Raw genomic sequence first — 25,128 nt, forward strand, 5'->3', positions numbered from 1 at the left:
TCGTGCCTCCACTCAACTTCCGGTCGCTCTACCAGCACGGCTTCGCACGCGTCGCCGCCTGCACGGGCCACACCGTCATCGCGGACCCGCACGCCAACGCCGAGGCGGTGCTGCGCCACGCGCGCAGGTGCGCCGAGGAGGGCGTGGCCGTCGCCGTCTTCCCGGAGATGGTGCTGTGCGGCTACTCGATCGAGGACCTGCTGCTCCAGGACGCACTGCTCGACCAGGTCGAGGAGGCGCTGCGGGACGTGGTGACGGGCTCGGCTGACCTGCTGCCGGTCCTGGTCGTCGGCGCCCCGCTGCGCCACCGCGACCGGGTCTACAACTGCGCGGTGATCATGCACCGCGGCCGGGTCCTGGGCGTCGTACCGAAGTCGTATCCGCCCAACTACCGGGAGTTCTACGAGCGTCGGCAGATCGCGTCGGGTGACGGCGAGCGCGGCGGCACGATCCGGGTCGGCGGGGAGTCCGTGCCGTTCGGCGTGGACCTGCTGTTCGCGGCGGACGACGTGCCCGGTCTGGTGCTGCACACGGAGATCTGCGAGGACATGTGGGTGCCGGTCCCGCCGAGCGCCGAGGCGGCCCTCGCGGGCGCGACCGTCCTCGCCAACCTCTCCGGCAGCCCGATCACCGTCGGCCGGGCCGAGGACCGCAAGCTGCTGGCCCGCTCGGCGTCCGGGCGCTGCCTGGCCGCGTACGTCTACGCGGCGGCCGGGCTCGGCGAGTCGACCACCGACCTGTCCTGGGACGGCCAGACCCTGATCTACGAGAACGGGGTGCTCCTCGCCGAGTCCGAACGCTTCCCGCTGGACGACCAGTTCGCGGTGGCCGACATCGACCTCGACCTGCTGCGGCAGGAACGGCAGCGGATGGGCACGTTCGACGACAACCGCCGTACGCACGCGGCCCGTACGTCCGACTTCCGCACGGTGTCCTTCGAACTCACCCCGCCCACCGGGGACTTGGGTCTGCGGCGGCGCATCGAACGCTTCCCGTTCGTGCCGGCGGACGCCGACCGGCTGGCCCTGGACTGCTACGAGGCGTACAACATCCAGGTCGCGGGCCTGCAGCAGCGGCTCGCGTCGATCGGTGGCCCGAAGGTCGTCATCGGGGTGTCCGGCGGCCTCGACTCCACACACGCGCTGATCGTCGCCGCCCGCGCGATGGACCGTGCGGGGCGTCCGCGCAGCGACATCCTGGCCTGGACGCTGCCCGGGTTCGCGACGAGCGACCACACGAAGGACAACGCGCACAAGCTGATGGCCGCGCTCGGCGTCACCGCGGCCGAGTTGGACATCACGCCGACCGCCCGTCTGATGCTGAAGGAGATGGGCCACCCCTTCGCCGCCGGTGAGCCGGTGTACGACATCACCTTCGAGAACGTGCAGGCGGGCCTGCGCACGGACTACCTCTTCCGGCTCGCCAACCAGCGCGGCGGCATCGTCCTCGGCACCGGTGACCTCTCCGAGCTGGCGCTCGGCTGGTCCACGTACGGCGTGGGCGACCAGATGAGTCACTACAACGTCAACTCCGGCGTGCCGAAGACGCTGATCCAGCATCTGATCCGGTGGGTCATCGACAGCGGGCAGTTCGGCGAGGAGGCGGGCAAGATCCTCGCCGCGATCCTCGACACGGAGATCAGCCCGGAGCTGGTGCCGGGCGAGGAGATGCAGTCGACCGAGTCGAAGATCGGCCCGTACGCCCTGCACGACTTCACGCTCTTCCACGTCCTGCGCTACGGCTTCCGCCCGTCGAAGATCGCCTTCCTGGCGTGGCACGCGTGGCACGACGCGGACGCGGGCGCGTGGCCGCCGGGCTTCCCCGAGGCGAAGCGCGTGGCCTACGACCTGCCGGAGATCCGACGCTGGCTGGAGGTCTTCTGCCGGCGCTTCTTCGCGTTCGCCCAGTTCAAGCGCTCGGCGATGCCGAACGGGCCGAAGGTGTCGGCGGGGGGTTCGCTGTCGCCGCGGGGTGACTGGCGGGCGCCGTCGGACAGTTCGGCGACGGTGTGGCTACGGGATCTGGCTCGCTTCGATTAGTCCCGTGCGCGCCGGTGGGGGTACGCGCCCCTGGGGGCTGTGCCCCCAGACCCGCATCGGCCCGAGGGGCCTCGTCCTCAAACGCCGGACGAGATGAGATTGCCGGGACTTGGTCCAGGGGGCGGCGGCACCGCCCCCGCGACCCGGCCAGCAAGCAGCAGCTCAGGACCGCAACGCCCGCTCCCGCTCCGGCACATGGCCCGCGACCACGCGCTCGCGACCGCTGCTCGACACGCCTCGCCGGCGGTCGACCACGTACGCCACGCCGGCAACTCCCAGTCCCAGTACGGCCAGTCCCGCACCGACAACCGCCGGAGATGTCACGCCGAAGCCTGCGGCCAGTGCAAGGCCTCCGATCCACGCGCCACCGGCGTTGGCCAGGTTGAACGCGGCCTGGTTGGCGGAGGACGCCAGCGACGGGGCCGAGGACGCCTTTTCCATCACCATCAGCAGCAGCGGCGAACTGGTCACGAACGCTGCCGTGCCCAGAAGGACCACCCCGAGCGGTGCGCTCCACGCCGTTGCCATCAGCGCCGGGAACAGGGCCAGGACCACGGCCAGGGACACCAGGCCGCCGACCAGCGTGCCGCGCATCGAGCGGTCCGCCAGGCGTCCGCCCAGCAGGTTGCCCGCCGTCGCGCCGACACCGAACAGGGCCAGCAGCAGCGTCACGCTGGAGTCGGCGTACCCGGCGGCGTCCGTCAGCATCGGCGTGATGTAGCTGTACGCGGCGAACAGCGCGCCGAAGCCGGCGACCGTCGTGCCGAGGGCGAGCCAGACCGGGAGCGAGCGCAGGGCGGCCATCTCACCGCGCAGGCCGGCGGAGGACTCGTGGGTGCCGTCGCGCGGGACGAGCAGGGCCAGGGACACGACCGCCAGGACGCCGATCACGCTGACGCCGAGGAAGGTGGAGCGCCAGCCGAGGTGCTGGCCCATGAGCGTGGCGACGGGCACGCCCGCGATGTTGGCGATGGTCAGGCCGAGGAACATCAGCGAGACCGCGCGGGCCTTGCGCTCGGGGGCCGCGAGCCCGGTGGCGACGACCGCGCCGACACCGAAGAAGGCGCCGTGCGGGAGGCCGCTGAGGAAGCGGGCCGCGAGCAGCCAGTCGTAGTCGGGGGCGAACGCGGAGAGGGTGTTGCCCGCGATGAACAGGAGCATCAGGCCGATCAGGACCTTGCGGCGGGACATGCGCGCGGTGACGGCGGCCAGCAGCGGCGCGCCGATCACCACGCCGAGCGCGTACGCCGAGACCAGGTGTCCTGCCGTGGGGATGGAGACGTGGAGGTCGTCCGCGACGTCGGGCAGCAGGCCCATCATCACGAACTCGGTGGTGCCTATGCCGAATGCGCCGACGGCCAGCGCGAGCAGGGCCAGGGGCATGGAGGTGCCTGTGCCTTTCAAAGGGTGCGGTGTTCTGTCCACTGTATGTTCATGAACGGAACAAAGCCTCCCCGGCCCAGTATTCCGGCAGGTTAAGAACGTATGTAATCAGGAGCCGGTGTCGAGCTTCACACGCGCCGCCACCGGCAGGTGATCGCTCCCGGTCTGCGGCAGCGTCCACGAGCTCACCGGCTCGATGCCCTGGACCATGATCTGGTCGATCCGGGCCATCGGGAACCCGGCCGGCCAGCTGAACCCGAAGCCGCTGCCCGCCGCGCCCTGCGTGGAGCGCATCTGGGCGGTGACGGCGTTGAGGGAGCGGTCGTTCATGGTGCCGTTGAGGTCGCCGAGCAGGATCTTGCGGGGCAGTTGCTCGTCGGCGATGGCCTCGCCCAGCGCGTCGGCGCTCTTGTCGCGCTGCCGGGCGGTGAACCCGGCCTCCAGCTTCACCCGTACCGAGGGCAGATGGGCGACGTACACCGCGATCCGGCCCTCGGGCGTGGTCACGGTGGCGCGCATGGCGCGGGTCCAGCCCAGCTTGATGTCGACGGACTTGACGCCGGTCAGCGGGTCCTTGCTCCACAGCCCGACCGTGCCCTGCACCGAGTGGTACTTGTACGTCGACGCCAGCGCCTTCTCGTAGACCGGGACCTCGGAGGCGGTGAGCTCCTCCAGGGCCACCACGTCGGCGCCGGACGCGGCCACGTCGCGGGCGGTGCCGGAGGGGTCGGGGTTGTCGGCGTTGACGTTGTGGGTGGCGACGGTGAGGTCGCCGCCGGTGCCGGTCTTGTCGGTGAGCAGGCCACCGAAGACGTTCAGCCAGACGGCGGCGGTCAGCACCACCGCGATCAGGGCGGTCGCGCTCTTTCGTACCAGGGCGAGCACCAGCAGCACCGGGACGAGCACGCCCAGCCAGGGCAGGAAGGTCTCGGTGAGGCTGCCCAGGTTGCCGATCACGTTCGGGATCTGCGCGTGCAGCAGCATGACCAGAGCGAGGAGCAGCGCGATCGCGGCGAGGATGATGCCGCGCCGCCAGATTCTGGGATCCCCGCGCCAGCCGGCGACCAGTCGGTTCAGCAGGCGCCGGACGCGGTCTCCCCGGCGTTCGGGCCCCGACCCGCCGCCGTCCGTCTCCGTCACATAAGCCTGCTGCGCCATACCGTCGCCTCACTACCTGCCGTGCGCACCGTTCGTTCCCGCGTCATACGACCCTAGGGGATGATCGGTTCCCGACCCGCCGTCCCATGACGGCCGTACGGGCACGAGGACGACGAAGCGGGCGCGGGGAGTTCCGGGGACCGCTGGTGAAAGCGCGCTCTGTGACGTAACGCGCACATTCACGCGTTCAGGCTCACGCGACTCCTACGGCGTGGTCGGCGGGCTGACGGGCCGTAGTCCCGCGAGGAGGGTGTCCACGATCTGTTCGGACAGGCCCGCGGGGAGGTCGCCGTCGTGGCGCATGACGGAGCGCAGGAGCATCGGGCCGACGAACAGGTCGTTCATCAGCTCGGGGTCGAGGTCCGGGCGCAGTTCGCCGTTCTCCTGGCCGCGGCGCAGGATGTCCACCGCCTTGCGGCGGCGGGGCTCCACGACGGTCGACTGATAGGCGGCCCAGACCTTCGGGGTGCTCTTCATCTGCGCGAAGACGTTGTGCAGGAGCGCCGAGGACCGGGTCATCACGCCGCGCAGACGCAGTTGTTCGAGCATGGCGACGAGGTCGTCGCGCATGGAGGTGCCGGGCAGTTCGGGATCCGCCGGCTCGGCGGCGCGGACGACGTCGACGAACAGTTCCTCCTTGCCCGGCCAGCGACGGTAGATGGTGGCCTTGCCGACACCGGCGGTGCGGGCGATGCGCTCGATGGAGAGTTCGGCGAGGGGCACGCCCTCCTCCACGAGCTTCATCACGCCTTCGGTGATGGCACGTTCGACGGCCTCGCTGCGGGGGCGTCCCCTGGTGGGGGCCTCCTGCCGAGTCCCGTTGCCGGCAAGGCTCACGTCACTCCGTCCTTTCGCTGACCCCCCGAGCGATTGTCGCCGCTACTCGCCGACGACTGCCAATTCCGGCTGCTCCTCGCCCTGTTGGGCGACCGGCGGCTTGCCGGGCAGAAACAGGAACGCGACGACCGCGCCGATGATCGCGACGCCCGCGCCGCACAGCGCGGTGACGTGCATGGCGTGCAGGAACGCGTCGTTGGCGGGGGTGACGAGGGCCCTGCCCGGCGGGCCGAGCTTCGCGGCGACACCGAGGGTGGCCTCGATGGACTCGCCGGCCGTGTCCCTCAGGGCGGCCGGCACCGAGCCGAGCTTGCCCTCGATGCCGTTGCGGTAGGCCGTGGACAGCACCGAGCCGAGGACGGCGATGCCGAGGGCGCCGCCGACCTGGCGGAAGGTGTTGCTCAGGGCGGACGCGGAGCCCGCCTTCTCGCGCGGCAGGGCCTGCATGATGACGACGCTGGTCGGGGTCATGACGTGCGCCATGCCGGCGCCCATGAGGAAGAACACGACCTCCAGGAGCCAGATCGGCGTGTCCGCCTCGAAGCCCGCGAAAGCCGCGAGCGTCCCGGCGAGCAGCAGCAGGCCGACACCGGTCGTGACCTTGTTGCCGAACCGGTCGACGACCAGCCGGGCCCGCGGCGCGAAGATCATCTGCGCGGCGGCCAGCGGCAGCATCAGCAGACCGGTCTGCAACGGCGAGTAGCCGCGCACGCTCTGGGTGTAGAAGACCGAGAAGAAGGTCACGCCCATCAGCGCGAAGAAGACCAGCGCGATGGCGGCGATCGCGGCCGAGAACACCTTGTTCTTGAAGTACGTGACGTCGATGGACGGGTGGTCGCTGCGCTTCTCGAACCAGACGAACCCGGCCAGCACGACGACACCGGCGATGATCGTCGACAGCACCTTGGGCGCCGTGAAGTCGGCCAGCTCGCCGCCCTCGATGATGCCGTAGACCAGCAGGACGAGGCCGACGACGGACAGCACGACGCCGACCGGGTCGAGGCGGCCGGGCTTCGGATCGCGGGAGTCGGGCACCAGCCAGACCATCAGCACGACCGCGAGCAGCACGATCGGCACGTTGATCAGGAAGACGGAGCCCCACCAGAAGTGGTCGAGGAGCACGCCGCCGGTGATCGGGCCGATGGCGATGGCGAGGCCGACACCGCCGGCCCAGATGCCGATCGCCTTGGGCTGCTCCTCGCGCTCGAAGACGTTCATCAGGACGGCGAGGGTGGCGGGCATGACGAAGGCGGCGCCGAGCGCCATCAGCGCCCGGTAGGCGATGAGTTGCGTCGGCGAGCCGGACTCGGCGGCCAGCGCGGAGCCGATGCCGAACACGACGAGCCCGCCGAGCAGGACCTTCTTGCGGCCGATCCGGTCGCCGAGGAGGCCGGCGGTGAACAGCAGGCCGGCGAAGACGAGCGTGTAGGCGTTGATCGCCCACTCCAGCTCGCTCTGCGTGGCGCCCAGGCCGGTGGGGGCCGGGGTCGAGATCGTCTTGATGGCGACGTTCAGGATCGAGTTGTCGAGCACCACGATCAGCAGGCTCAGCATCAGAACGCCGAGGATCGCCCAACGGCGCCGGTGCACCGCCTCCGGTATGCGGGAGACGGGGACGGATGGAGTGGTCATACGGATCAGGCTAGGCAAATTTCGATACGGGACGGTCTCGTATCGTAAATCTTTTACCCATCTCTTACGTGCGCCACCGCCCGCTCCCCCACCCGCTCCCGGGAGTGACGGAGACCCCTCTGGCCCTCCCTGGCACGAGGTGCCACCATGGAGGTGATCCGGGGACACCGTCAGGGTGCCTCGAGATGACCGAAGGAGCCGTTGCAATGACGCAGCTTTCGGCTGCCCCGACTGTGCACAACAGCCCCTCCGACGGCAGCAAGGCGCTGTACGGAGGCAAGGGCACACGCCGTATCACCGTGCGCGACATCGCCCTCGCCAAGGACCGTGGCGAGAAGTGGCCCATGCTCACCGCCTACGACGCGATGACCGCGTCCGTCTTCGACGAGGCCGGGATCCCGGTGATCCTCGTCGGTGACTCGGCGGGCAACTGCCACCTCGGGTACGAGACGACCGTACCCGTCACCCTCGACGAGATGACCATGCTCTCGGCGGCCGTGGTCCGCGGCACGACCCGCTCCCTGATCGTCGGCGACCTGCCGTTCGGCTCCTACCAGGAGGGTCCGGTGCAGGCGCTGCGCTCGGCGACCCGGCTGGTCAAGGAGGCCGGGGTGGGCGCCGTGAAGCTGGAGGGCGGCGAGCGCTCGCACGAGCAGATCCGCCTCCTGGTGGAGGCCGGCATCCCGGTCATGGCGCACATCGGCCTGACCCCGCAGTCCGTGAACGCCATGGGCTACCGGGTGCAGGGACGCGGCGAGGAGGCGGCCCAGCAGCTGCTGCGGGACGCGAAGGCCGTGCAGGACGCGGGCGCGTTCGCGGTGGTCCTGGAGCTGGTGCCGGCGGAGCTGGCGGCCGAGGTGACGCGCGTGCTGCACATCCCGACGGTCGGCATCGGCGCGGGCGCGGAGACCGACGCGCAGGTGCTGGTCTGGACGGACATGCTCGGGCTGACGCCGGGGCGGGTGCCGAAGTTCGTGAAGCAGTACGCCGATCTTCGTACGGTCATGGGCGACGCGGTGAAGGCGTTCGCCGAGGACGTCGTCGGCGGAACGTTCCCGCTGGACGAGCACTCCGTCCACTAGAGCCATCGCGGCACAGAGACAGCCCGCCGATCTTCCCCCGTCGGCGGGCTGTCGCCTTTGTCGGGTTCAGGTCGGTTCCTTTGGGTTCGTATCGGTCGGATGTCGGCACCGACAGGTCACCGACATATCTCTGTCGGTGACCTGTCGGTGGTTTGTCGGTGGGCCCTGGCACCGTTCTCGGCATGACGCGAATCGACAAGAACCCCAACGGCGGGAACACCGCCGTGACCGTACGGGGGCTGGTCAAGCACTACGGCGAGACCAAGGCGCTGGACGGCGTCGACCTGGACGTGCGCGAGGGCACCGTGATGGGTGTGCTCGGGCCGAACGGCGCCGGCAAGACCACCCTCGTACGCATCCTGTCCACCCTCCTGGCCCCCACCGCCGGCGAGGCCACCGTCGTCGGCTACGACGTCCTGCGCCAGCCCCGGCAACTGCGCAAGGTGATAGGGCTGACGGGGCAGTACGCCTCCGTCGACGAGAAGCTGGCCGGCTGGGAGAACCTCTATCTGATCGGGCGGCTGCTCGACCTGACCCGCAAGGACGCCCGCTCGCGCGCCGACGAGCTGCTGGAGCGGTTCTCGCTCACCGAGGCCGCCCGGCGCCCGGCGAGCACCTACTCCGGCGGTATGCGGCGCCGGCTCGACCTGGCCGCCTCGATGATCGGGCGCCCGCAGGTGCTCTTCCTCGACGAGCCGACCACCGGTCTGGACCCGCGCACCCGCAACGAGGTGTGGGCCGAGGTGAAGTCCATGGTCGGCGAGGGCGTGACCGTGCTGCTCACCACCCAGTACATGGAGGAGGCCGAGCAGCTGGCCTCCGAGCTGACCGTCGTCGACCGCGGCAAGGTCATCGCCAGCGGCGGCATCGAGGAGCTGAAGTCGAAGGTCGGCGGCCGTGCCCTGCGCATCCGCCCGGTCGACCCGCTGGAGCTGCGCCCGCTGGCCGGCGCGCTGGACGCGCTCGGCATCACCGGGCTCGCCACCACGACCGTGGACCCCGAGACCGGCACGCTCCTGGTGCCGATCCTCAGCGACGAGCAGCTGACCGCGGTCGTCGGCGCGGTCACCGCGCGCGGCATCACCATCGGCTCGATCACCACCGAACTGCCCAGCCTGGACGAGGTGTTCCTGTCCCTCACCGGCCACAAGGCCAGTGCCCCGCAGGACGCCGTGCCCACCGACACCCGCGAGGAGGTCGCCGTATGAGCGCCGCCACGATCACCGCCACACCTGCCGCGACGGACGCTCACATCCCGTTGCGCAACCACTTCCGGCACACCGGCGCGCTGATCCGCCGCAACCTGCTGTGGATCCGCCAGGACCCGGAGTCGATGTTCGACGCCGTGCTGTTCCCGGTGATCTTCACCCTGCTGTTCGTGTACGTCTTCGGCGGCTCCATCGGGAAGTCGCTGGGCGGCGGCCAGGAGGCGTACGTGCAGTACGTCATCCCCGGGCTGCTGGCGATGATGGGGATGAACATGTCCCAGGGCGTCGGCACCGGCTTCAACACGGACTTCAACTCCGGGGTCATGGACCGCTTCCGGTCCCTGCCGATCGGGCGCGGCTCGGTACTGATCGCCAAGATCGTGGTCGAGCTGATGCGCATGCTCGCCGCGTGCGTGATCCTCATGATCGTGGCCGTGTTGGTGGGCTTCGACATCACCAGCTGGATCGGGATGCTCGGTGCCGTGGGTCTTGCCACGGTGTTCGGCTCGGCGCTGATGTGGGTGTTCATCACCCTCGGTGTGACGATGAAGAGCGCGCAGTCGGTGCAGGCGATGGGCTTCCTGGTGATGATGCCGCTGCAGTTCGGCTCGTCGATCTTCGCGCCGACCGACTCGATGCCGGGCTGGCTGCAGAACTTCACCGAATACAACCCGCTGTCCTCGCTCGCGGACGCGGCGCGCGGAATGATGGTGGGCGGCCCGGTCGCCCACGGCCTGTGGGTGACGCTGGCCTGGTCGGTGGGTCTCACGGCGGTCATGGCGCCGGTCGCGATCCACAAGTTCCGTACGAAGAACTGACTCCCCCGGTGCCTTGCTGGCCTGGGGGACCCCAACCGTCGGCGCGTGTCAGGCGGTGCCTTGCACCAGGGCGGTGGCCTCCTCCGTGGAGAGGCCGCCGCCCTCCGCGTACGCGGCCTCGTACGCGGCGTCGCCGAGCGCGGCGCGGGTGTGCCGCTCGGCCCGCTCGTAGACCTCGCGCTCCATGGACGTCGAGCAGTGGGCCGCCGGCAGCTCCGCCCGCGCGGCACCGAGGCAGCGGGCGCCGTCGCGGGCCCGGCTGCCGCCGTCGACCTCGGCGAGGCCGATCGCGGCGAGGGCGAGGTACAGGGAGCGCATGTGCGGGGCCATGGCCTCGGACAGCGGGTCGGCGGCCCGCACGAGCGCCTGTCGGGCCTTGTCCAGGGAGAGGTCGTAGTCGCCGGCGGCCGCCTCCAGCCAGGACTCCGCGCCGAGGATGAAGGCGTCGAAGATGACGAAGTGGGAGATCCCGAACTCCTCGCGCAGCTTCACCAGTTGGGTGCGCGCCTCGTCGACCCGGCCGGTGGTGGCGAGCCGGCCCGCGAGGAACATCCGGGCGGCCGGCATGGCCTCGTTGCCCGAGCCGTCCTTGCGCTCGATCACATCGCGCAGCATCTGCTCGCCCCGCTCGGGGTCGCCCGCCTCGATGAGCGCGCTGCCGTGCCGGGCCTGCAACACCGCCACCTGGGCACGGGCGCCCAGCCGTTCGGCGTGCTCGGTCGCCGCCGCGTAGTCGGCTGCGGCGAGCCGGTACTCACCGACGCGCTCCTGGGCCTCGCCGCGCGCGGACAGCGCCTCGGCGGTGCCCCAGGCGTCGCCGAGCCCGTCGAAGATCTCCAGCGCCTCGTCGGCGTCCCGGGCGGCGTCGCCGGCCCAGTCGCTGCGGTTGGCGAGGAGGTTGGCGCGCATCTGGAGGGTGGTGGCGAGCTCCCACTCCATGCCGGGGGTGGTACGGCAGGTGTGGACGCAGGCGTCGAGGACCACGGGCAGCCGGTCGACGTTGCCGGTCAGCAGTACGGCGTAGAACCAGAGCATGCCCGGAGTGCGGCAGGTCTGCGGCATGCCGGGTTCGTAGACCTCGCTGATCAGGCGCAGCTTCTCCTTGGCCTCCGGTGACTCCCACTCCGCCAACTCGGTGTCCATGAAGCCGAGATGGGCGAGGTGGACACCGCGTCGGGCTTCGGCGAGGAGCTCGCCGGTCAGCGGGGGCGGGATGTCGGTGCAGCGCTCCCGGACCGGGGCGGCGCGGCGCAGGGGGACGGCGAAGGGGTCGGGGCCCAGGGCCATGACCTCGACGCACCAGTTGCGGGCCTCGATGCGCACGTCCCGCATCTGCCAGTACCAGACCAGCGACAGGGTGAGGCTGAGGGCCTCCTGTTCGTCGCGCTCGGCGACGGCGTGCCGCAGGGCGGTGCGCAGGTTCTCGTACTCGCGCTCCAGCATCTCGATGGCGGCCAGTTGGCCGGGGCCGCGCAGCAACGGGTCGGTGGCGCGGGCGAGTTCACGGAAGTACGTCAGGTGCGCGCGCTCGGTCGCGGCCCGCCGGCCGGCCTCGTCGAGGCGCTCGCCCGCGTACTCGGCGACGGTCTCCAGGAGCCGGTAGCGCATGCCGCCGACGCCCGAAGGGGCGGCCACCACAAGGGACTTGTCGACGAGCGAGCCCAGCGCCTCCAGCGCGACCGGTCCGCACACCGCCTCGGCCGCCGCGAGGTCGCAGCCGCCGGCGAACACCGACAGCCGGCCCAGGACGTCCCGTTCGTCCGCGTCGAGCAGGTCCCAGGACCAGTCGACGACCGCGCGCAGGGTCTGCTGGCGGGGCAGGACGGTACGGCTGCCGGAGGTGAGCAGCCGGAAGCGGTCGTCGAGCCGGTCGGCGATCTGACGTGGCGTCAACATCCGTAGCCGGGCGGCGGCCAGCTCGATGGCCAGCGGCAGTCCGTCGAGCCGGCGGCAGATCTCGGCGCACGCCTCGGGGTCGTCCTCGATCCGGAACCCGGGGAGGGCGGCGGTCCCGCGGTCGGCGAGCAGCTCCAGCGCGCTCGGCTCGGGCAGCGGTTCCACGGGCCGCAGCAACTCCCCCGGTACGCCGAGGGGTTCACGGCTGGTGGCGAGCACCGTCAGTTCGGGGCAGCGGGCCAGCAGTTCCTCGACCAGGCGGGCGGCGGCGTCGATGACGTGCTCGCAGTTGTCGAGGACGATCAGCATGCGGCGCTTGCCGCAGTGTTCGGCGAGCCGGTCCACGGGGTCGTCGTGCCGGTCGCCCGCCGCGCGGATGGCCTCGGCGCCGGCGCCGTACAGCACGGTCTCGCGGGCGCCGAGGGCGGTGAGCACGGCTTCCGGCACTGAGTCCGGGTCGTCCACGGGGGCGAGTTCGGCCAGCCAGACTCCGTCCCGGGCGGCGTATCGCACGCCTTCCGCGACCTCCTGCGACAGCCGCGTCTTCCCGGCACCGCCGGGCCCGAGCAGCGTTACCAGTCGGGCCGCCGCGATGTCGCCCCGGATGGCATCGATGTCGGCTTTCCGGCCCACGAAGGAGGTGAGCCGGGCGCGGAGGTTGCCGGGAAGCGGGGCGGGGAGATCACCGGGCGTGGTCGAGGCAGCGGCCGGGGCGGGGGCCCGAGGTGCGGGCGCGGCACCCGTCTCTCCGTCCGCCGACCGGAGCAACTCCCCGTGCAGGGCCCGCAGTTCCGGCCCCGGGTCGGAGCCCAGCCGGTCGGCCAGCAGCTGTCGTACGTCCTCGTAGGCGGCCAGTGCCTCCGCCGTGCGGCCCGTGGCGCGCAGGGCCTTGAGGCGCAGGGACTGGAGGGGTTCGTCGAGGGGGTGGGTGTCGCACAGGGCGGTCAGTTCGGGCAGGGCGGTGTCCGCGTCGCCGAGGGCCAGGGCGGCGGTGAAGCGGGCCCGGCGGGCGTCCAGGCGCCGGGTCTCCCAGCGGGAGGCCTCGCCCGTGCGGTCGGGGAGGTCGGCCAGGGCCGGGCCGTGCCACAGGGCCAGCGCGTCGTCCAGGGCCTCCGCCGCCTTGGCGGGGTTGCCGTCGGCCAGCGCCCGCAGCCCCTCACCGGTCAGCCGCTCGAAACGGTGCAGGTCGATGTCGTCGGCGGCCACGGCCAGCCGGTACCCGCTCTCCGCCGAGGCGATCGCGTCGGCACCGAGCGTCCGGCGCAACCTCCCCACCAGCGCCTGCAGCGCCCCCGTCGCGTCCGCGGGCGGGTCGGCGCCCCACACCTCGTCCACCAGAAGGCTCGCCGGCACGGTCCGTCCGGGCCGCAGGGCGAGCACGGTGAGCAGCGCACGCAGCCGCGTCCCACCGACCGGGACGGCCGTGCCGTCGGGGCGGAGTGCCTGGGTGGTACCGAGAATGCGATAGCGCACGGGGTCCATTGTCTCCGGTCGGATCGGGGCCGGTCACGGGGTTCGGATACACGGGGTGGCGAGGGGAGGCCGGATCAGGAGGACACGGCGGAAATCGGCGGGCTCAGGGAACCGCCGGTCGCGGCGAACCGCCTGCCGCGTCGGCCGCTCCGTCCGCCGCATCGGCCGTCCCCTCCGGCGCACCGCTCGGTACCTCCAGCGTCACCAGCACGCCCTCCTCCATCGCCCGGCGCCCCCGCTCGTCGACCGTGCCGCGCTCGAACCACTTCGGGCACGTGTCCACCGACCGCAGCCGGCGCGCCCCCGGTTCCCGCACCGGCGTCCAGGAACGTGATCCGGGCACCTTCTCCTCGTACTCCTGGGTGACGACCCGGACCGCGCCGACCTTGCCGCCGGCCTGCGGCCAGTCGCTGCCGTGCCGTTCCACCAGGAGCATCCCGACCAGGCGGATCGAGCCGTCCTCCGACACCGCCTCGGCGCCCAGGTCCCCGCCGAGGGCGACCGTCAGCCCCGACTCCTCCCGCAGGAACCGCAGGGATCTGCCCGGCAGCCGCTCCACCGGTCCGACGAGCTTGGCGAGCTCCTCGTGCCAGCCGCCGTCCAGCAGTTCCCCGGAGGAGGAGAACATCAGGGGCCAGCTCACCTCCTCGCCCACCGAGAACGGCGTACCGCAGCACTCCATCTGCCAGCTCGCGTAGAACACTTCCCAAAACCCCATCCCCCCACCTTCCCCGGAACCAAGGACCCTCCGCGAGACGTTTTCCCCTTACGCCCGGTACCGTCGGGCAGTCCCACCGCGCGCGCAGACAGTCCAGGGAGCCCGATGACCACCGCCACCACCCGCCACAGCGACCGGCGGATCAGCCCCGTCTTTCTCGGGATCCTGGCCGTCACCGCGGTCACGGGATGGGCCACCTGGACGGGGTTCGCCGAGCAGCCCGGCGTGGCCGTGTTCCTGTTCGTGACGGCCGCCTGGATCGTCTCACTGTGTCTGCACGAGTACGCACACGCGCGTACGGCGCTGCACAGCGGCGACATCTCCGTGGGCTCCAAGGGTTATCTCACGCTGAACCCGCTGAAGTACACGCACGCCCTGCTCAGCATCGTGCTCCCGGTGCTCTTCGTGATCATGGGCGGCATCGGTCTGCCCGGTGGGGCCGTGTTCATCGAGCGGGGCCGGATCCACGGGCGCTGGAAGCACAGCCTGATCTCGGCGGCCGGCCCGTTGACGAACGTACTGTTCGCGGCGATCTGCACGGCGCCGTTCTGGCTGCACGCGCTGGACGGGGTGCCGCGGGACTTCCAGTTCGCGCTGGCCTTCCTCGCGCTGCTCCAGGTCACGGCCGCGCTGCTGAACTTCCTGCCGGTGCCGGGCCTGGACGGCTACGGCGTGATCGAGCCGTGGCTGTCGTACAACATCAAGCGCCAGGTGGAGCCGTTCGCGCCGTTCGGCCTGCTGTTCGTGTTCGCGCTGCTGTGGGTGCCGGCGATCAACACCGAGTTCTTCGACGTGATCGACGCGATCCTGCGCGGCCTGGGGATCGGCGACTTCTCGACCTACTGCGGTCAGGAGCTGTACCGCTTCTGGCAGGGCACCAACGAGTTCTGCTCGGTCAGCGGGTGACGGACCCGGACCCGGCGGCCCTGCCCCGCTTCACGTAGTACCACCACATGTTGCTGGACAGCCCCGCCAGCAGCACCCACACGATCCCGATCCAGCTGCCCTGTACGAAGGAAACGACCGCCGCGGCCACCGCGAGTACGCAGACGACGAGGGCGTAGAGGGCGAGGCGGGGCATGGGTTCGGCTCCTGTCGAGGGACGGGGGACACGGGCGGGCAGCCACCAGTGTCCCCCACCCGCTCACACGTCCGTGACGCGCAGCCCGGCGTGTGCCTTGTAGCGGCGGTTCACCGAGATCAGGTTCGCGACCAGCGACTCGACCTGGTGGGCGTTGCGCAGCCGGCCGGCGAAGACGCCGCGCATGCCGGGGATGCGGCCGGCTAGGGCCTGCACGATCTCGACGTCGGCGCGCTCCTCGCCCAGCACCATCACGTCGGTGTCGATCTCCGCGATCTCCGGGTCCTGGAGCAGGACCGCCGAGAGATGGTGGAAGGCGGCGGCGACCCGGGAGTCGGGCAGCAGGGCGGCGGCCTGTTCGGCGGCGCTGCCCTCCTCCGGCTTGAGCGCGTAGGCGCCCTTCTTGTCGAAGCCGAGCGGGTTGACGCAGTCGACGACGAGCTTGCCGGCCAGCTCCTCGCGCAGGGACTCAAGGGTCTTGCCGTGGCCGTCCCAGGGCACGGCGACGATCACGATGTCGCTGCGCCGCGCGGTCTCGGCGTTGTCGGCGCCCTCGACGCCGTGCCCGAGTTCCTCGGCGGCGGCCTGCGCGCGCTCGGCGGCCCGCGAGCCGATGATCACCTTCTGGCCGGCCCGGGCCAGCCGGTAGGCGAGGCCCTTGCCCTGCGGGCCGGTCCCGCCGAGGACGCCGACGACCAGACCGGAGACGTCGGGGAGGTCCCACGGGTCCTTGGCGGGGGCCTTCGCGGGGGTCTGTGCAGCACTGTCGGTAGAGGTCATGGGCCGACTTTACGTGCGCCCCGACCCCCCTCGCCGGTCAGGTGAGCGCCGTCACGGGCAGCGTGCGGAACACGACTCGTTCGTACGCCCCGAAGTCGCCGGTCTCGTAGAGGAGTCCGACCGTGCGCGCGTCGACCCGGACGAGGTCGGAGTAAGCGGCGGGCAGGCCGTCGGCCGTCCATACCGGGCGCCAGGTCCTCCCGCTGTCGGTGGAGGCGCGGACGGTCATCAGGGCGCGGCCGTCGGGGAGGGCGGGGCCGGAGAAGAGGAGCACGTCGGGATCGCCGAGCTGGAGGAGGCTGCCCTCGCAGACGGGTCCGGTGAGGCCGGCCTGGGGGCGGAAGGGGATGTGCAGGGTCCGGCCGCCGTCCCGGGAGTGGGCGTCGGCGCGGTTGCCGGGCGACGGGGAGTCGTTGCGGGTGTTGAAGTAGACACGGCCGTCGGGGAGTTCGGCGGCGGTGGTCTCGTTGGCGTTGATGTAGCCGTCGGTGTTCTCGTCGACGTAGCCGAGGTACCAGCTCTCTCCCCGGTCGTCGCTGAGCAGGCAGTGGCCACTGTTGTACTTGGCCTCGTTGCCGACGTCGGTGCCGGTGGGCGGCAGGGTGTGGTTGGCGGGCACGACGACCCGGCCGGTGCTCAACTGCAGGGCGTGGCCGGGGGTGGTGGCGTACCAGCGCCAGCCGGGCCGCTTCACCGACGCGGTGATCTCGACCGGGCTCGACCAGGTCGACCCGTCGTCGTCGCTGTACTGCACCCACACCCGCCGTCCGTCGGCGTCCGTCACCTTGCCGCGCAGGATCAGGTCCTCGGAGGCGGTGGCCGCCGAGCGGACGTGCACGAGGAGGATCCGGCCGGTGTCGAGGACGACGGGTGCCGGGTTGCCGGCGAGGCCGGTGCCGTTGTCCGCGGCGACCTGGAGCGGGCCCCAGGTGCGGCCGCCGTCGGTGGAGCGCTTGAGCACGATGTCGATGTGGCCGTAGTCGCGCGCGGAGTCGACCCGGCCCTCGCAGAAGGCGAGCAGCGTGCCGGCGGCGCTGCGGACCACCGCCGGGATCCGATAACTGGCGTATCCCTCGCGGCCGGCGCGGAAGGGGACGGTGGCCTCTGCCATGGGCGGTACTCCTCGTGACCGTCGCTGATCTCCGATAACTGGCCTGATTGCCCAACTTGGGCGAATTCGTGGTGAACACCGGGTCACGAGTGGCCGGTTGGTGCAGGATGCGGAGCATGGACGCCGTACGTGTCGCGCTGCTGCGCGAAGTGCTCGCCGGGACCGAATGGCTGGGGGCCACGCGGAGGTTCGCGGGGGCGCTGCGCGGGTCCGTGGTCTCGCACGGGGGCGGGCTGCTGCTGGTGGGCACCCCGGAGTACGAGCCCTGGCATCTGGCGGCCCACCTGGTCGACGAGGCCGCCTGGTCGGGTACGCCGGAACTGGCGCCGACCCTCGTACGGCACGGGGCGCACGCGTCCGACCCCGCTCATCTGGCCGTCGGCCTGGGCCGGTTGGCGGCCGCACGGCGCGGCGAGACGCTGCTCGTGGTGTCGCCGGGCGGCCCGGACGTGCCTCTGCTGGAGCGCGTGCACGACGCCCGCCGAGCCGGGGCGACGGTCCTGGCGCTGGGCCCCGGCGAGGAGCAACTGGTCTCCATGGCCCACGAGTCACTGACGGTCCCGGAGGGCTCCGAACTGGACCTCGACACGGTCCAGCACCTGGTGAGCGCGGCGGCCGGCGAAACGCCGCTCCCCGCGCCCAGGGGCCACCGCCGCTTCAGGGACCGACTGTCCAGGCTGGCGGACCAGTTGACGGCGCCGCCACCGGCACGCTGGTAGTCGCGTAGGCGAGGGTCACCGCAGGTGGAGTGGGGGGCGCCGCGAGTGGGGTGCTCGGAAAAGCGCTTGCTCGCGGTTGCCGTGCGGCCCGAGCATGGCCCTTCGTGACCGAAGACGCCCCCGAACATCCCGCCCGCCTCCGCGGCCTGCTGCCCGACCTCGCCCCGTGGCGGGCCTCCCGGGACTTCCGGCGGCTGTGGGTCTCGGGGACGATCTCGAACTTCGGCAGCTTTCTGACGTTCGTCGCGCTGCCGGTGCAGATCAAGGAACTCACCGACTCCGCGGCGGCCGTCGGGGCGATCGGGGCCGTCGAGTTGGTGCCGCTGGTCGTGTTCGGGCTGTACGGCGGTGCGCTGGCCGACGCCCTGGACAAGCGGAAGCTGATCCTGTGGACGGAGGCCGGACAGGGCGTGCTGTCCGCGCTGCTGCTGCTCAACGCGCTGCTGCCGAGCCCAGCCGTCTGGCCGCTGTATCTCGTCGCCGCCCTCTCCTCCGCCCTGGTCTCCGTGCAGCGCCCCGCGCTCGACTCGCTCTGGCCCCGGATCGTGGCCCACGAACACCTGCCGGCCGCGGCCTCGCTGAACTCCCTGCGCTGGACGGTCGGCGGCGTCGCAGGACCGGCCCTCGCGGGCGTGGTCGTCGCGTACGCGGGCCTCGGCTGGGCGTACGGCGCCGACCTGTTGACCTTCGTCGTCTCCGCCGTCCTCGTCGTCCGCATCGCCGCCGCCCCGGCCGCCCGCGAGGCCGCGAAGCCGTCGCTGGCGGCCATCGTCGAGGGCGCCCGGTACGCCTGGAGCCGCAAGGAACTGCTCGGCACCTACGCCGTCGACCTGGCCGCGATGTTCCTCGCGATGCCGCTCGCCGTGCTGCCCTTCCTCGCGGACGAGCTGAACGCCGAGTGGTCGCTGGGCCTGATGTACGCGACGGTCCCGTTCGGGTCGATGCTGGTGGGCCTGACCGGCGGCTGGACCTCGCGGGTGCACCGGCACGGGCGGATGGTGGTGCTGTCGGCCGCGCTGTGGGGCCTGGCGATCGCGGGCGCCGGTGTCGTCGGCAACGTATGGCTGGTGCTGCTCTTCCTGACCGTGGCCGGCGGCTGCGACATGGTCAGCGGCATCTTCCGGGGCGCCATGTGGAACCAGACGATCCCGGACGAGCTACGGGGCCGGCTCGCCGGGATCGAACTGCTCTCGTACTCCGTCGGACCCACCCTGGGCCAGGTCAGGTCGGGCGGTTTCGCCGCCTGGTGGGGCGTGCGGGCGTCCGTCTGGTCGGGCGGGCTGCTGTGCGCGGGCGCGGTGGGGCTGCTGGCGCTGTGCCTGCCGGGGCTGATGCGCTACGACGAACGGACCAACGAGCACGCGGCACGCGTGCGTGCGCAACGGAAGGCGAGCACCGCGGTGACGCCACCGAGCCAGGCGCAGGCACAGGCACAGCCATAGGCAGGGGTCCGGTCGGAGGCACAGACCTGGGCCGCGCCTCCGACCGGGCCCGGCCCGGCTAGTTGCCCTCGGTGCCGCCCTTCGGGGCGTCGTGCCACTTTGGGTCGTTCTCCCACTCCAGGTTGCGCTCGCGGGCCGTCTCCATCGCGTGCTCGGCCTCCTGGCGGGTCGCGTAGGGCCCGAAGCGGTCCTTGGCGGGGCACTCGGGCCCCTCCTCGACCGTCTTGTGTTCCAGGCAGTAGTACCACTCGCCCGGCTTGCCGACCGTGCGCTTCTTGAACAAGGCCATGACCTGCTCCTCTCGCCACCGACATGTTCCCCCACGGCGGCTCGTTAGACTCGCTGGCATGTCTGGCCAGTCGCTGCTCGTACCAGGGGAGCTCTCCCCCACCCGTCAGGTACCCGGAAACATCCGCCGCCCCGAGTACGTGGGCAAGCCCGCGCCGGCGCCGTACACCGGGCCGGAGGTGCAGACGCTCGAGACGATCGAGGCGATGCGCGTCGCCGGGCGGATCGCCGCGCGGGCGATGGCGGAGGCCGCGAAGCTGATCTCCCCCGGCGTCACCACCGACGAACTGGACAAGGTGGCGCACGAGTACATGTGCGACCACGGCGCCTATCCGTCGACGCTCGGCTACCGCGGCTTTCCCAAGTCCCTGTGCACCTCGGTCAACGAGGTGATCTGCCACGGCATTCCGGACTCGACCGTGCTGCGGGACGGCGACATCGTCAACCTGGACGTGACGGCGTACATCGGCGGGGTGCACGGCGACAACAACGCGACCTACCTGGTCGGGGACGTCGACGAGGAGTCACGACTGCTGGTGGAGCGGACCCGGGAGGCCCTCGACCGTGCGATCAGGGCCGTCAAGCCGGGCCGGCAGATCAACATCATCGGCCGGGTCATCGAGTCGTACGCCAAGCGCTTCGGCTACGGCGTGGTGCGGGACTTCACCGGCCACGGGATCAACTCGTCCTTCCACTCCGGGCTGATCATCCCGCACTACGACAGCCCGCACGCGACGACGCTCATCCAGCCCGGGATGACGTTCACGATCGAGCCGATGCTGACGCTCGGGACGTACGAGTACGACATGTGGGACGACGGGTGGACGGTCGTCACGAAGGACCGCAAGCGGACGGCCCAGTTCGAGGACACGCTGGTGGTGACGGAGACGGGGACGGAGATCCTCACGCTGCCGTAGTCCGCCGGAGGTCGATGCGGCTCGCTCTCTCGGAGGGCGGGCCGTTTTCTTGTACGCTTTTACCGACAGACTGTCGGCATCGTTACCGACCAAAGGTCGGGAAGCTGTTGACTTAGGTAAGGCTTACCTCAGAAAATGGCGCGCATGGACTCCTTCTCGACAGTCATCCGCACCGCCTCCCACGAGCAGCATGTGGAGGCGGAGACCTCCACGTTCATGAGCGACCTGCTCGGCGGACGGCTGGGGGTGGACGCCTACGTGCGCTACACCGAGCAACTGTGGTTCGTGTACGAGGCGTTGGAGGCGGGTGCCGAGGCGCTGGCGTCGGATCCGGTGACCGGGCCCTTCATTCAGCCCGAGTTGTTCCGGTTGCCCGCGCTGGAGCGGGACCTGACGCATCTGCGGGGTGCCGACTGGCGGACCGGCCTGACCGCGCTGCCGGCCACGCGCGCATACGCGGACCGCGTGCGGGAGTGCGCCGAGCAGTGGCCGGCCGGCTATATCGCCCACCACTACACGCGCTACCTCGGCGACCTCTCCGGCGGCCAGATCATCCGGGACAAGGCGGAGCGGACGTGGGGCTTCGCCCGCAAGGGCGACGGCGTGCGCTTTTACGTGTTCGAGGGGATCGCCAACCCGGCCGCGTTCAAGCGGGGTTACCGGGAGCTGTTGGACGGCGTGCGGGCGGACGATCTGGAGAAGCAGCGGATCGTGGCCGAGTGCCGGGACGCGTTCGCTTTGAACACGGCGGTCTTTCGGGCGCTGGGTGACGAGTTCCCTCTGTCTGCGTGACCGCTCCTGGGGGCTGCGCCCCCAGACCCCCCTTCGGCCTGAACGGCCTCGTCCTCAGACGCCGGACGGGCTGGATGATGCAGACCGGAGCGGACGAGTCAGCGCTCCAGAAACACTCGCCCTCCGACCTCCACCCATCCCCCGGGCTGCGGAGCCGTCAGTATCTGTGAGCCCGCGCCCTGCGTGATGTTGAGCGCCCGGCCCAACTGGTCCGTGAGCAACAGTGCCGCCGCGCCCGTCGCCTCGTCCTCGTCGATGCCGTCGTTTCGGCCGGGGAAGGCGCGGGCGCGGACGCGTCCGGCTGCTTCGTCCTCCCAGGCCCAGGCGTAGATCCACTCGCCGGGCGGCGGCACGGGCAGGGCGTCGACCTCGGCGGCCGTGGCGTACTGGCGCAGGGTGCGCGGCGGTACCCACTCCGCGCGGGCCTCGATCCAGCTGAACTCGCCGTCGAGGCGGGCGCCCACGACCCCGGCCGGGGTGACGAGTTCGGGCACGTCGAGGAGCCAGGCCGTGCCGACGCAGGGGTGTCCCGCGAAGGGCAGCCGCAGGGTCGGGGTGTAGATGTCGATGACCCCGCGCTCGGGGTCGTCGACGAACACGGTCTCGCTGAAGCCGAGTTTGCCCGCGAACGCCTGCCGCTCGTCCGGGTCGGGCAGCGTGGAGCCCTCGCGGACGACGCCGAGTTCGTTGCCGTAGCCGCCGTTGGGCGAGCAGAAGACACGGAGCACGTCGTAGTCGGTCACGCGGGAATTGAAGCATCCCGGGGGCACAGTCGGTTCCCTGTGCCCCCGGTCCAGTAGAGGCCTACGCCTCGTTACGACGCCTACGCATCGCGAACACGACGCCCGCGCCCGCCGCCACCGTCACCGCGGCGGCCGTGCCGAGGGCGGTGACCGGTATGTCGGAGCCGGTCGCGGCGAGGCCGCCGGAGATGCCGCCGGTCGTCGAACCGGTCGTGCCGCCGGTGGTGCCCGAGCCGCCGGTGGAGCCGGAGCCGCCCGAGGAGTCGCCGGTGCCGCTCGAACCGCCGTCGGACGGGAGGGTGGCGTCGTCACTGAGGGCCACCGAGAGGGTGACGGGGTCGAGTTCGGTGCCGGACGTGTAGTAGCCGCTGAAGGCCTTCGCGCCGGCCTCGGTGAGGGCCGCGGTGATGTCGGAGACCGTGATGACGTCGTCCTCGGGGGTGAGGGTGGCGTCGTTCGTCTTGAGGTCGGCCAGGACCACGTCGTCGGTCTTCTTGCCGAGGCTGGTGACGTCGGCCGTCAGCTCGCCCTTGCCGCCGTCGAGGGCGACCTCCAGGCCGCTGAGGGTGAGGTCGAGGGCGTAAGTGCCGTTCGTCTCATGGCCCTTGAAGTTCACCGCGCCCTCGAAGGCGGCGGAGAGGGTGTCCGCGTCGTTGTCGTAGGAGCCGGTCGCGTCGGGGAACGTGAAGGCGCCGTTGCCGGTGGCCCGGGTCGCGCCGTCCGACGCCGTGATCTTGCCGTTGGCGACACCGCCCACGACGTAGGTGCGGAAGGACTCCTTGACGCCCCAGCCGAGCTTGCCGTCGAGGATGTCGCCCTCGGTCGCCGGCTCGGACTCGGTGGCCGTGGGCGAGGGAGTGGTGGTGTCGGTCGCCGTGGGCGTCGGGGACGCGGGGGTGGAGGCCGGGTCGGTCGGGGTGGGCGTGGTGGTGGCGGGCGGGGTCGTCTCGGGCGTCGACGGCGGCGGCGAGCTGGGCGGCGTCGGAGCCGTCACCGTCAGCGGGTCGCCCGCCGCGCCCTCGTAACTGGCGCTGCCGAGGGCGTCCGCGGCCTCCTTGGTCAGCGTGGTCGCCATGTCCTTCATCTCGCGCGTGACGGTGACCTTCGCGAGCGGCACGTCCTGCGTCGTCGTACCGCTCTTCGTCACGTCCGCCGTCAACTCGGCGTCCTTGCTGTCGAACTGCACGTCGGACAGCGTGATGTCGAAGCCGTGCAGCGTGGAGGCGATGTTCAGGCTGCCCTGGAAGCCGAGGGACACCGTGTGCGCTTCGGCGTCGTAACTGCCCGCGCCCTGGACGAAGGTGAAGGCGCCGTTGTCCGCCGCCTGCGAGGCGCCGCCCGCCGGGGTGAAGGTGCCGGCCGCGTAGGTGCGGTACGACTGCTTGATGCCCCACGTCAACTCGTAGCCGCTGAGCGGTACTTCGGCGGCGGACGCGCTGGTCGCGGCGAACGCGCCGGCGCCCAGGGTGACCGCGACGGCGGCGGCGAGGGCGATGGATCTGGGTGTGGCGGCTGGCATGGCGGGATCGTCTCCTCGTGATGGTGGTGGTGGCGTTTGTGGGGGGTGAGGATCAGCCCTTGTCCGCTGCGGCGCGGGTTCGGCGGGCGCGAACTACCGCGTAGGCGGCGGCCGTCAGCAGCAGGGCGCCGGCCGTGAGGCCTACGGGGAGGACCGGGAAGCCGTCGCCGTCGGTGGCGCTCGCGGCGCGGACCGGCTCGGCGGACGCCTTCGAGGGCGTGGGGCTCGGGGTGGGTGTGCTGCCCAGGTCGGGCAGGGCCGGCAGGACGGCGTCGTCGGTGAGGGCGACGGCCAGCGAGACCGGGTCCATCGCGGTGCCCGCCTGGTACATGCCGCCGAAGGCCTTCGCGCCCTTGGCGGTGAGCTTCGCGGGCGCCTCGGTCAGCTTCACCAGTCCGGCGGTGGCCTTGAGGCCCTTCGCGGTGAAGGTGACCAGCGGGACCTTCTCTCCGGTGAGGTCGGCGCTCTTCACGTCGGCGTAGAGGGTGCCCTCGCCGTTCTTCACGGCGGCCTTGACCGCGCTCAGCCTCAGGTCGAGGCCCTGGTCGCCGGTGAAGCGGATCGCGCCGGTGAAGCTCGCGGTCAACTCGCCCTTCTCGTACGTCCCTTCGCCCTTCGGGAAGCGGAAGAGCGCGCCGCCGTCCTCGGCGCCGTCGGACAGCGTCCACTTGCCGCGGGCGATGTCGCCGGTGACGTACTCGCGGAAGGTGCGGCGCACGCCCCAGTCGGCGGCGCCGTCCTGGATCGCGTCACCGGCGGCCGACTTCTTCTTCTCCTTCTTCGCCGCGGACTTGGTGGGCGAGGGCGAGGAAGTGGCCTTGGCGGCAGCCTTGATGTCCGCGGTGAGGCTGACCGGATCCAGGGAGGTGCCGGCCGTGTAGTAGCCGGCGAAGGACTTGGCGCCCTGGGTGGTGAGGGTGGCGGGCAGGTTGTTCAGGACGACGGAGGTGCCGCCGCCCTTCATGTTGATGCCGCCCAACGAGAGGGAGGCGAAGGGCACTTGCGAGGACGTCGTGACCGCCCCGGTGCCCTTCGCCTTGCTGACGACGTCCAGGTAGAGCGTTCCGGTGGCGCCGGAGATGCGGACGGTGGGGCGGCTGAGGGTGAGGTCCAGCTGGTAGTTGCCGTTGGCTTCCTTGTGGCCGACGAAGTGGACCCCGCCGGCGTAGGAGGCGTTGAACGCGCCGGTGGAGCCGTCGTAGGTGCCGGTCGCCGAGGGGAAGCGGAACTGGCTGCTGCCCACGGTCGCCGCGCCGCCGGTGAGGGAGTAACTCCCCTTCGCTATCGGCCCGGTGACATAGCTCTGGAAGGAGGACTTGATGCCCCAGTCGAGCCGGCCCCCCTGCACGGTGCGGCTGTCCGCGTGCGCGGCGGTGGCCGGGAGCAGCAGGGCTCCCAGCACGGCCGTGCACAACACGGTGATCAGGGCACGTAGGCGCGCGGGCATGGAAAGTCCTCCGGATACGACCGCCGGTAGCGAGAGAAGGTAAGG

22 protein-coding genes are annotated in these 25,128 nt (G+C 71.3%); 9 read left to right on the forward strand and 13 right to left on the reverse strand.

Going from position 1 to position 25,128, the window contains the following annotated elements; all coding sequences use genetic code 11:
* Window positions 1–2 precede the first annotated feature (2 nt).
* Entirely contained in the window at window positions 3–2,039 is a 2,037-nt protein-coding gene (locus tag M2283_RS19235; protein WP_280877502.1) for an NAD(+) synthase, read from the forward strand.
* Window positions 2,040–2,201: 162 nt separating this feature from the next.
* Here M2283_RS19235 and M2283_RS19240 read toward each other — a convergent pair whose 3' ends face one another.
* The 4 genes from M2283_RS19240 to M2283_RS19255 all read right to left on the reverse strand — a co-directional run bounded on the left by M2283_RS19240 (window position 2,202) and on the right by M2283_RS19255 (window position 7,049).
* A complete protein-coding gene (locus M2283_RS19240) occupies window positions 2,202–3,422 on the reverse strand; it encodes an MFS transporter (protein WP_280877503.1) in 1,221 nt (406 codons plus the stop codon).
* 108 nt (window positions 3,423–3,530) lie between these two features.
* Window positions 3,531–4,580: an endonuclease/exonuclease/phosphatase family protein gene (locus M2283_RS19245; RefSeq protein WP_280877504.1), complete on the reverse strand. Its 1,050-nt coding sequence runs from the start codon at window positions 4,578–4,580 to the stop codon at window positions 3,531–3,533.
* Window positions 4,581–4,784: 204 nt separating this feature from the next.
* Complete coding sequence (locus M2283_RS19250) at window positions 4,785–5,417, reverse strand: TetR/AcrR family transcriptional regulator (protein WP_280877505.1); 633 nt, start codon at window positions 5,415–5,417, stop codon at window positions 4,785–4,787.
* Between the two features lie 42 nt (window positions 5,418–5,459).
* Window positions 5,460–7,049 (reverse strand): MFS transporter, encoded by a 1,590-nt coding sequence (locus tag M2283_RS19255; protein WP_280877506.1) that lies wholly within the window; start codon window positions 7,047–7,049, stop codon window positions 5,460–5,462.
* A 206-nt stretch (window positions 7,050–7,255) separates the two neighbouring features.
* Between M2283_RS19255 and panB the strand changes: the two genes are divergently transcribed.
* From panB to M2283_RS19270, 3 genes are all read left to right on the forward strand, one after another.
* A complete protein-coding gene (panB, locus tag M2283_RS19260; protein WP_280877507.1) occupies window positions 7,256–8,131 on the forward strand; it encodes a 3-methyl-2-oxobutanoate hydroxymethyltransferase in 876 nt (291 codons plus the stop codon).
* Between the two features lie 182 nt (window positions 8,132–8,313).
* Window positions 8,314–9,339: an ATP-binding cassette domain-containing protein gene (locus tag M2283_RS19265; RefSeq protein ID WP_280877508.1), complete on the forward strand. Its 1,026-nt coding sequence runs from the start codon at window positions 8,314–8,316 to the stop codon at window positions 9,337–9,339.
* Window positions 9,336–10,157, forward strand: coding sequence for an ABC transporter permease (locus tag M2283_RS19270; protein WP_280877509.1), 822 nt, complete (start codon window positions 9,336–9,338; stop codon window positions 10,155–10,157). Before M2283_RS19265 ends, M2283_RS19270 begins: the two co-directional genes overlap by 4 nt.
* Before the next feature lie 48 nt (window positions 10,158–10,205).
* Here M2283_RS19270 and M2283_RS19275 read toward each other — a convergent pair whose 3' ends face one another.
* A complete protein-coding gene (locus M2283_RS19275; RefSeq protein WP_280877510.1) occupies window positions 10,206–13,535 on the reverse strand; it encodes an AfsR/SARP family transcriptional regulator in 3,330 nt (1,109 codons plus the stop codon).
* 94 nt (window positions 13,536–13,629) lie between these two features.
* Window positions 13,630–14,244: a DUF6578 domain-containing protein gene (locus tag M2283_RS19280; protein WP_280877511.1), complete on the reverse strand. Its 615-nt coding sequence runs from the start codon at window positions 14,242–14,244 to the stop codon at window positions 13,630–13,632.
* Between the two features lie 105 nt (window positions 14,245–14,349).
* On the opposite strand from M2283_RS19280, the gene M2283_RS19285 reads away from it, so the two are divergent.
* The gene (locus M2283_RS19285; RefSeq protein WP_280877512.1) at window positions 14,350–15,150 is read left to right on the forward strand and encodes a site-2 protease family protein; all 801 of its coding nucleotides are present in this window, start codon (window positions 14,350–14,352) and stop codon (window positions 15,148–15,150) included.
* Here the strand turns inward: M2283_RS19285 and M2283_RS19290 are convergent.
* From M2283_RS19290 to M2283_RS19300, 3 genes are all read right to left on the reverse strand, one after another.
* The gene (locus M2283_RS19290; RefSeq protein WP_280877513.1) at window positions 15,140–15,325 is read right to left on the reverse strand and encodes a hypothetical protein; all 186 of its coding nucleotides are present in this window, start codon (window positions 15,323–15,325) and stop codon (window positions 15,140–15,142) included. The genes M2283_RS19285 and M2283_RS19290 overlap by 11 nt on opposite strands.
* Before the next feature lie 63 nt (window positions 15,326–15,388).
* A complete protein-coding gene (npdG, locus tag M2283_RS19295) occupies window positions 15,389–16,105 on the reverse strand; it encodes an NADPH-dependent F420 reductase (RefSeq protein WP_280877514.1) in 717 nt (238 codons plus the stop codon).
* A 37-nt stretch (window positions 16,106–16,142) separates the two neighbouring features.
* Window positions 16,143–17,216: a sialidase family protein gene (locus M2283_RS19300; RefSeq protein WP_280877515.1), complete on the reverse strand. Its 1,074-nt coding sequence runs from the start codon at window positions 17,214–17,216 to the stop codon at window positions 16,143–16,145.
* Between the two features lie 116 nt (window positions 17,217–17,332).
* On the opposite strand from M2283_RS19300, the gene M2283_RS19305 reads away from it, so the two are divergent.
* Both M2283_RS19305 and M2283_RS19310 read left to right on the forward strand, forming a co-directional pair.
* Window positions 17,333–17,935, forward strand: a complete 603-nt coding sequence (locus M2283_RS19305; RefSeq protein WP_280877516.1) for a hypothetical protein — start codon at window positions 17,333–17,335, stop codon at window positions 17,933–17,935.
* Between the two features lie 104 nt (window positions 17,936–18,039).
* Window positions 18,040–19,377 (forward strand): MFS transporter, encoded by a 1,338-nt coding sequence (locus M2283_RS19310; RefSeq protein ID WP_280877517.1) that lies wholly within the window; start codon window positions 18,040–18,042, stop codon window positions 19,375–19,377.
* Between the two features lie 58 nt (window positions 19,378–19,435).
* Here M2283_RS19310 and M2283_RS19315 read toward each other — a convergent pair whose 3' ends face one another.
* On the reverse strand, window positions 19,436–19,666 hold the full coding sequence (locus M2283_RS19315) for a hypothetical protein (RefSeq protein WP_280877518.1): 231 nt from the start codon (window positions 19,664–19,666) through the stop codon (window positions 19,436–19,438).
* Between the two features lie 58 nt (window positions 19,667–19,724).
* Between M2283_RS19315 and map the strand changes: the two genes are divergently transcribed.
* Both map and M2283_RS19325 read left to right on the forward strand, forming a co-directional pair.
* Entirely contained in the window at window positions 19,725–20,582 is an 858-nt protein-coding gene (map, locus tag M2283_RS19320) for a type I methionyl aminopeptidase (RefSeq protein ID WP_280877519.1), read from the forward strand.
* Between the two features lie 144 nt (window positions 20,583–20,726).
* A complete protein-coding gene (locus tag M2283_RS19325) occupies window positions 20,727–21,374 on the forward strand; it encodes a heme oxygenase (biliverdin-producing) (protein WP_280877520.1) in 648 nt (215 codons plus the stop codon).
* 98 nt (window positions 21,375–21,472) lie between these two features.
* On the opposite strand, the gene M2283_RS19330 is transcribed toward M2283_RS19325, so the two are convergent.
* From M2283_RS19330 to M2283_RS19340, 3 genes are all read right to left on the reverse strand, one after another.
* Window positions 21,473–22,117: a PhzF family phenazine biosynthesis protein gene (locus M2283_RS19330; RefSeq protein ID WP_280877521.1), complete on the reverse strand. Its 645-nt coding sequence runs from the start codon at window positions 22,115–22,117 to the stop codon at window positions 21,473–21,475.
* A 61-nt stretch (window positions 22,118–22,178) separates the two neighbouring features.
* Window positions 22,179–23,636, reverse strand: a complete 1,458-nt coding sequence (locus M2283_RS19335; RefSeq protein ID WP_280877522.1) for an HtaA domain-containing protein — start codon at window positions 23,634–23,636, stop codon at window positions 22,179–22,181.
* Window positions 23,637–23,688: 52 nt separating this feature from the next.
* A complete protein-coding gene (locus M2283_RS19340) occupies window positions 23,689–25,083 on the reverse strand; it encodes an HtaA domain-containing protein (RefSeq protein ID WP_280877523.1) in 1,395 nt (464 codons plus the stop codon).
* Window positions 25,084–25,128: the final 45 nt, after the last annotated feature.

Source organism: Streptomyces pseudovenezuelae, from assembly GCF_029892565.1.
Taxonomy (GTDB): domain Bacteria; phylum Actinomycetota; class Actinomycetes; order Streptomycetales; family Streptomycetaceae; genus Streptomyces; species Streptomyces pseudovenezuelae_A.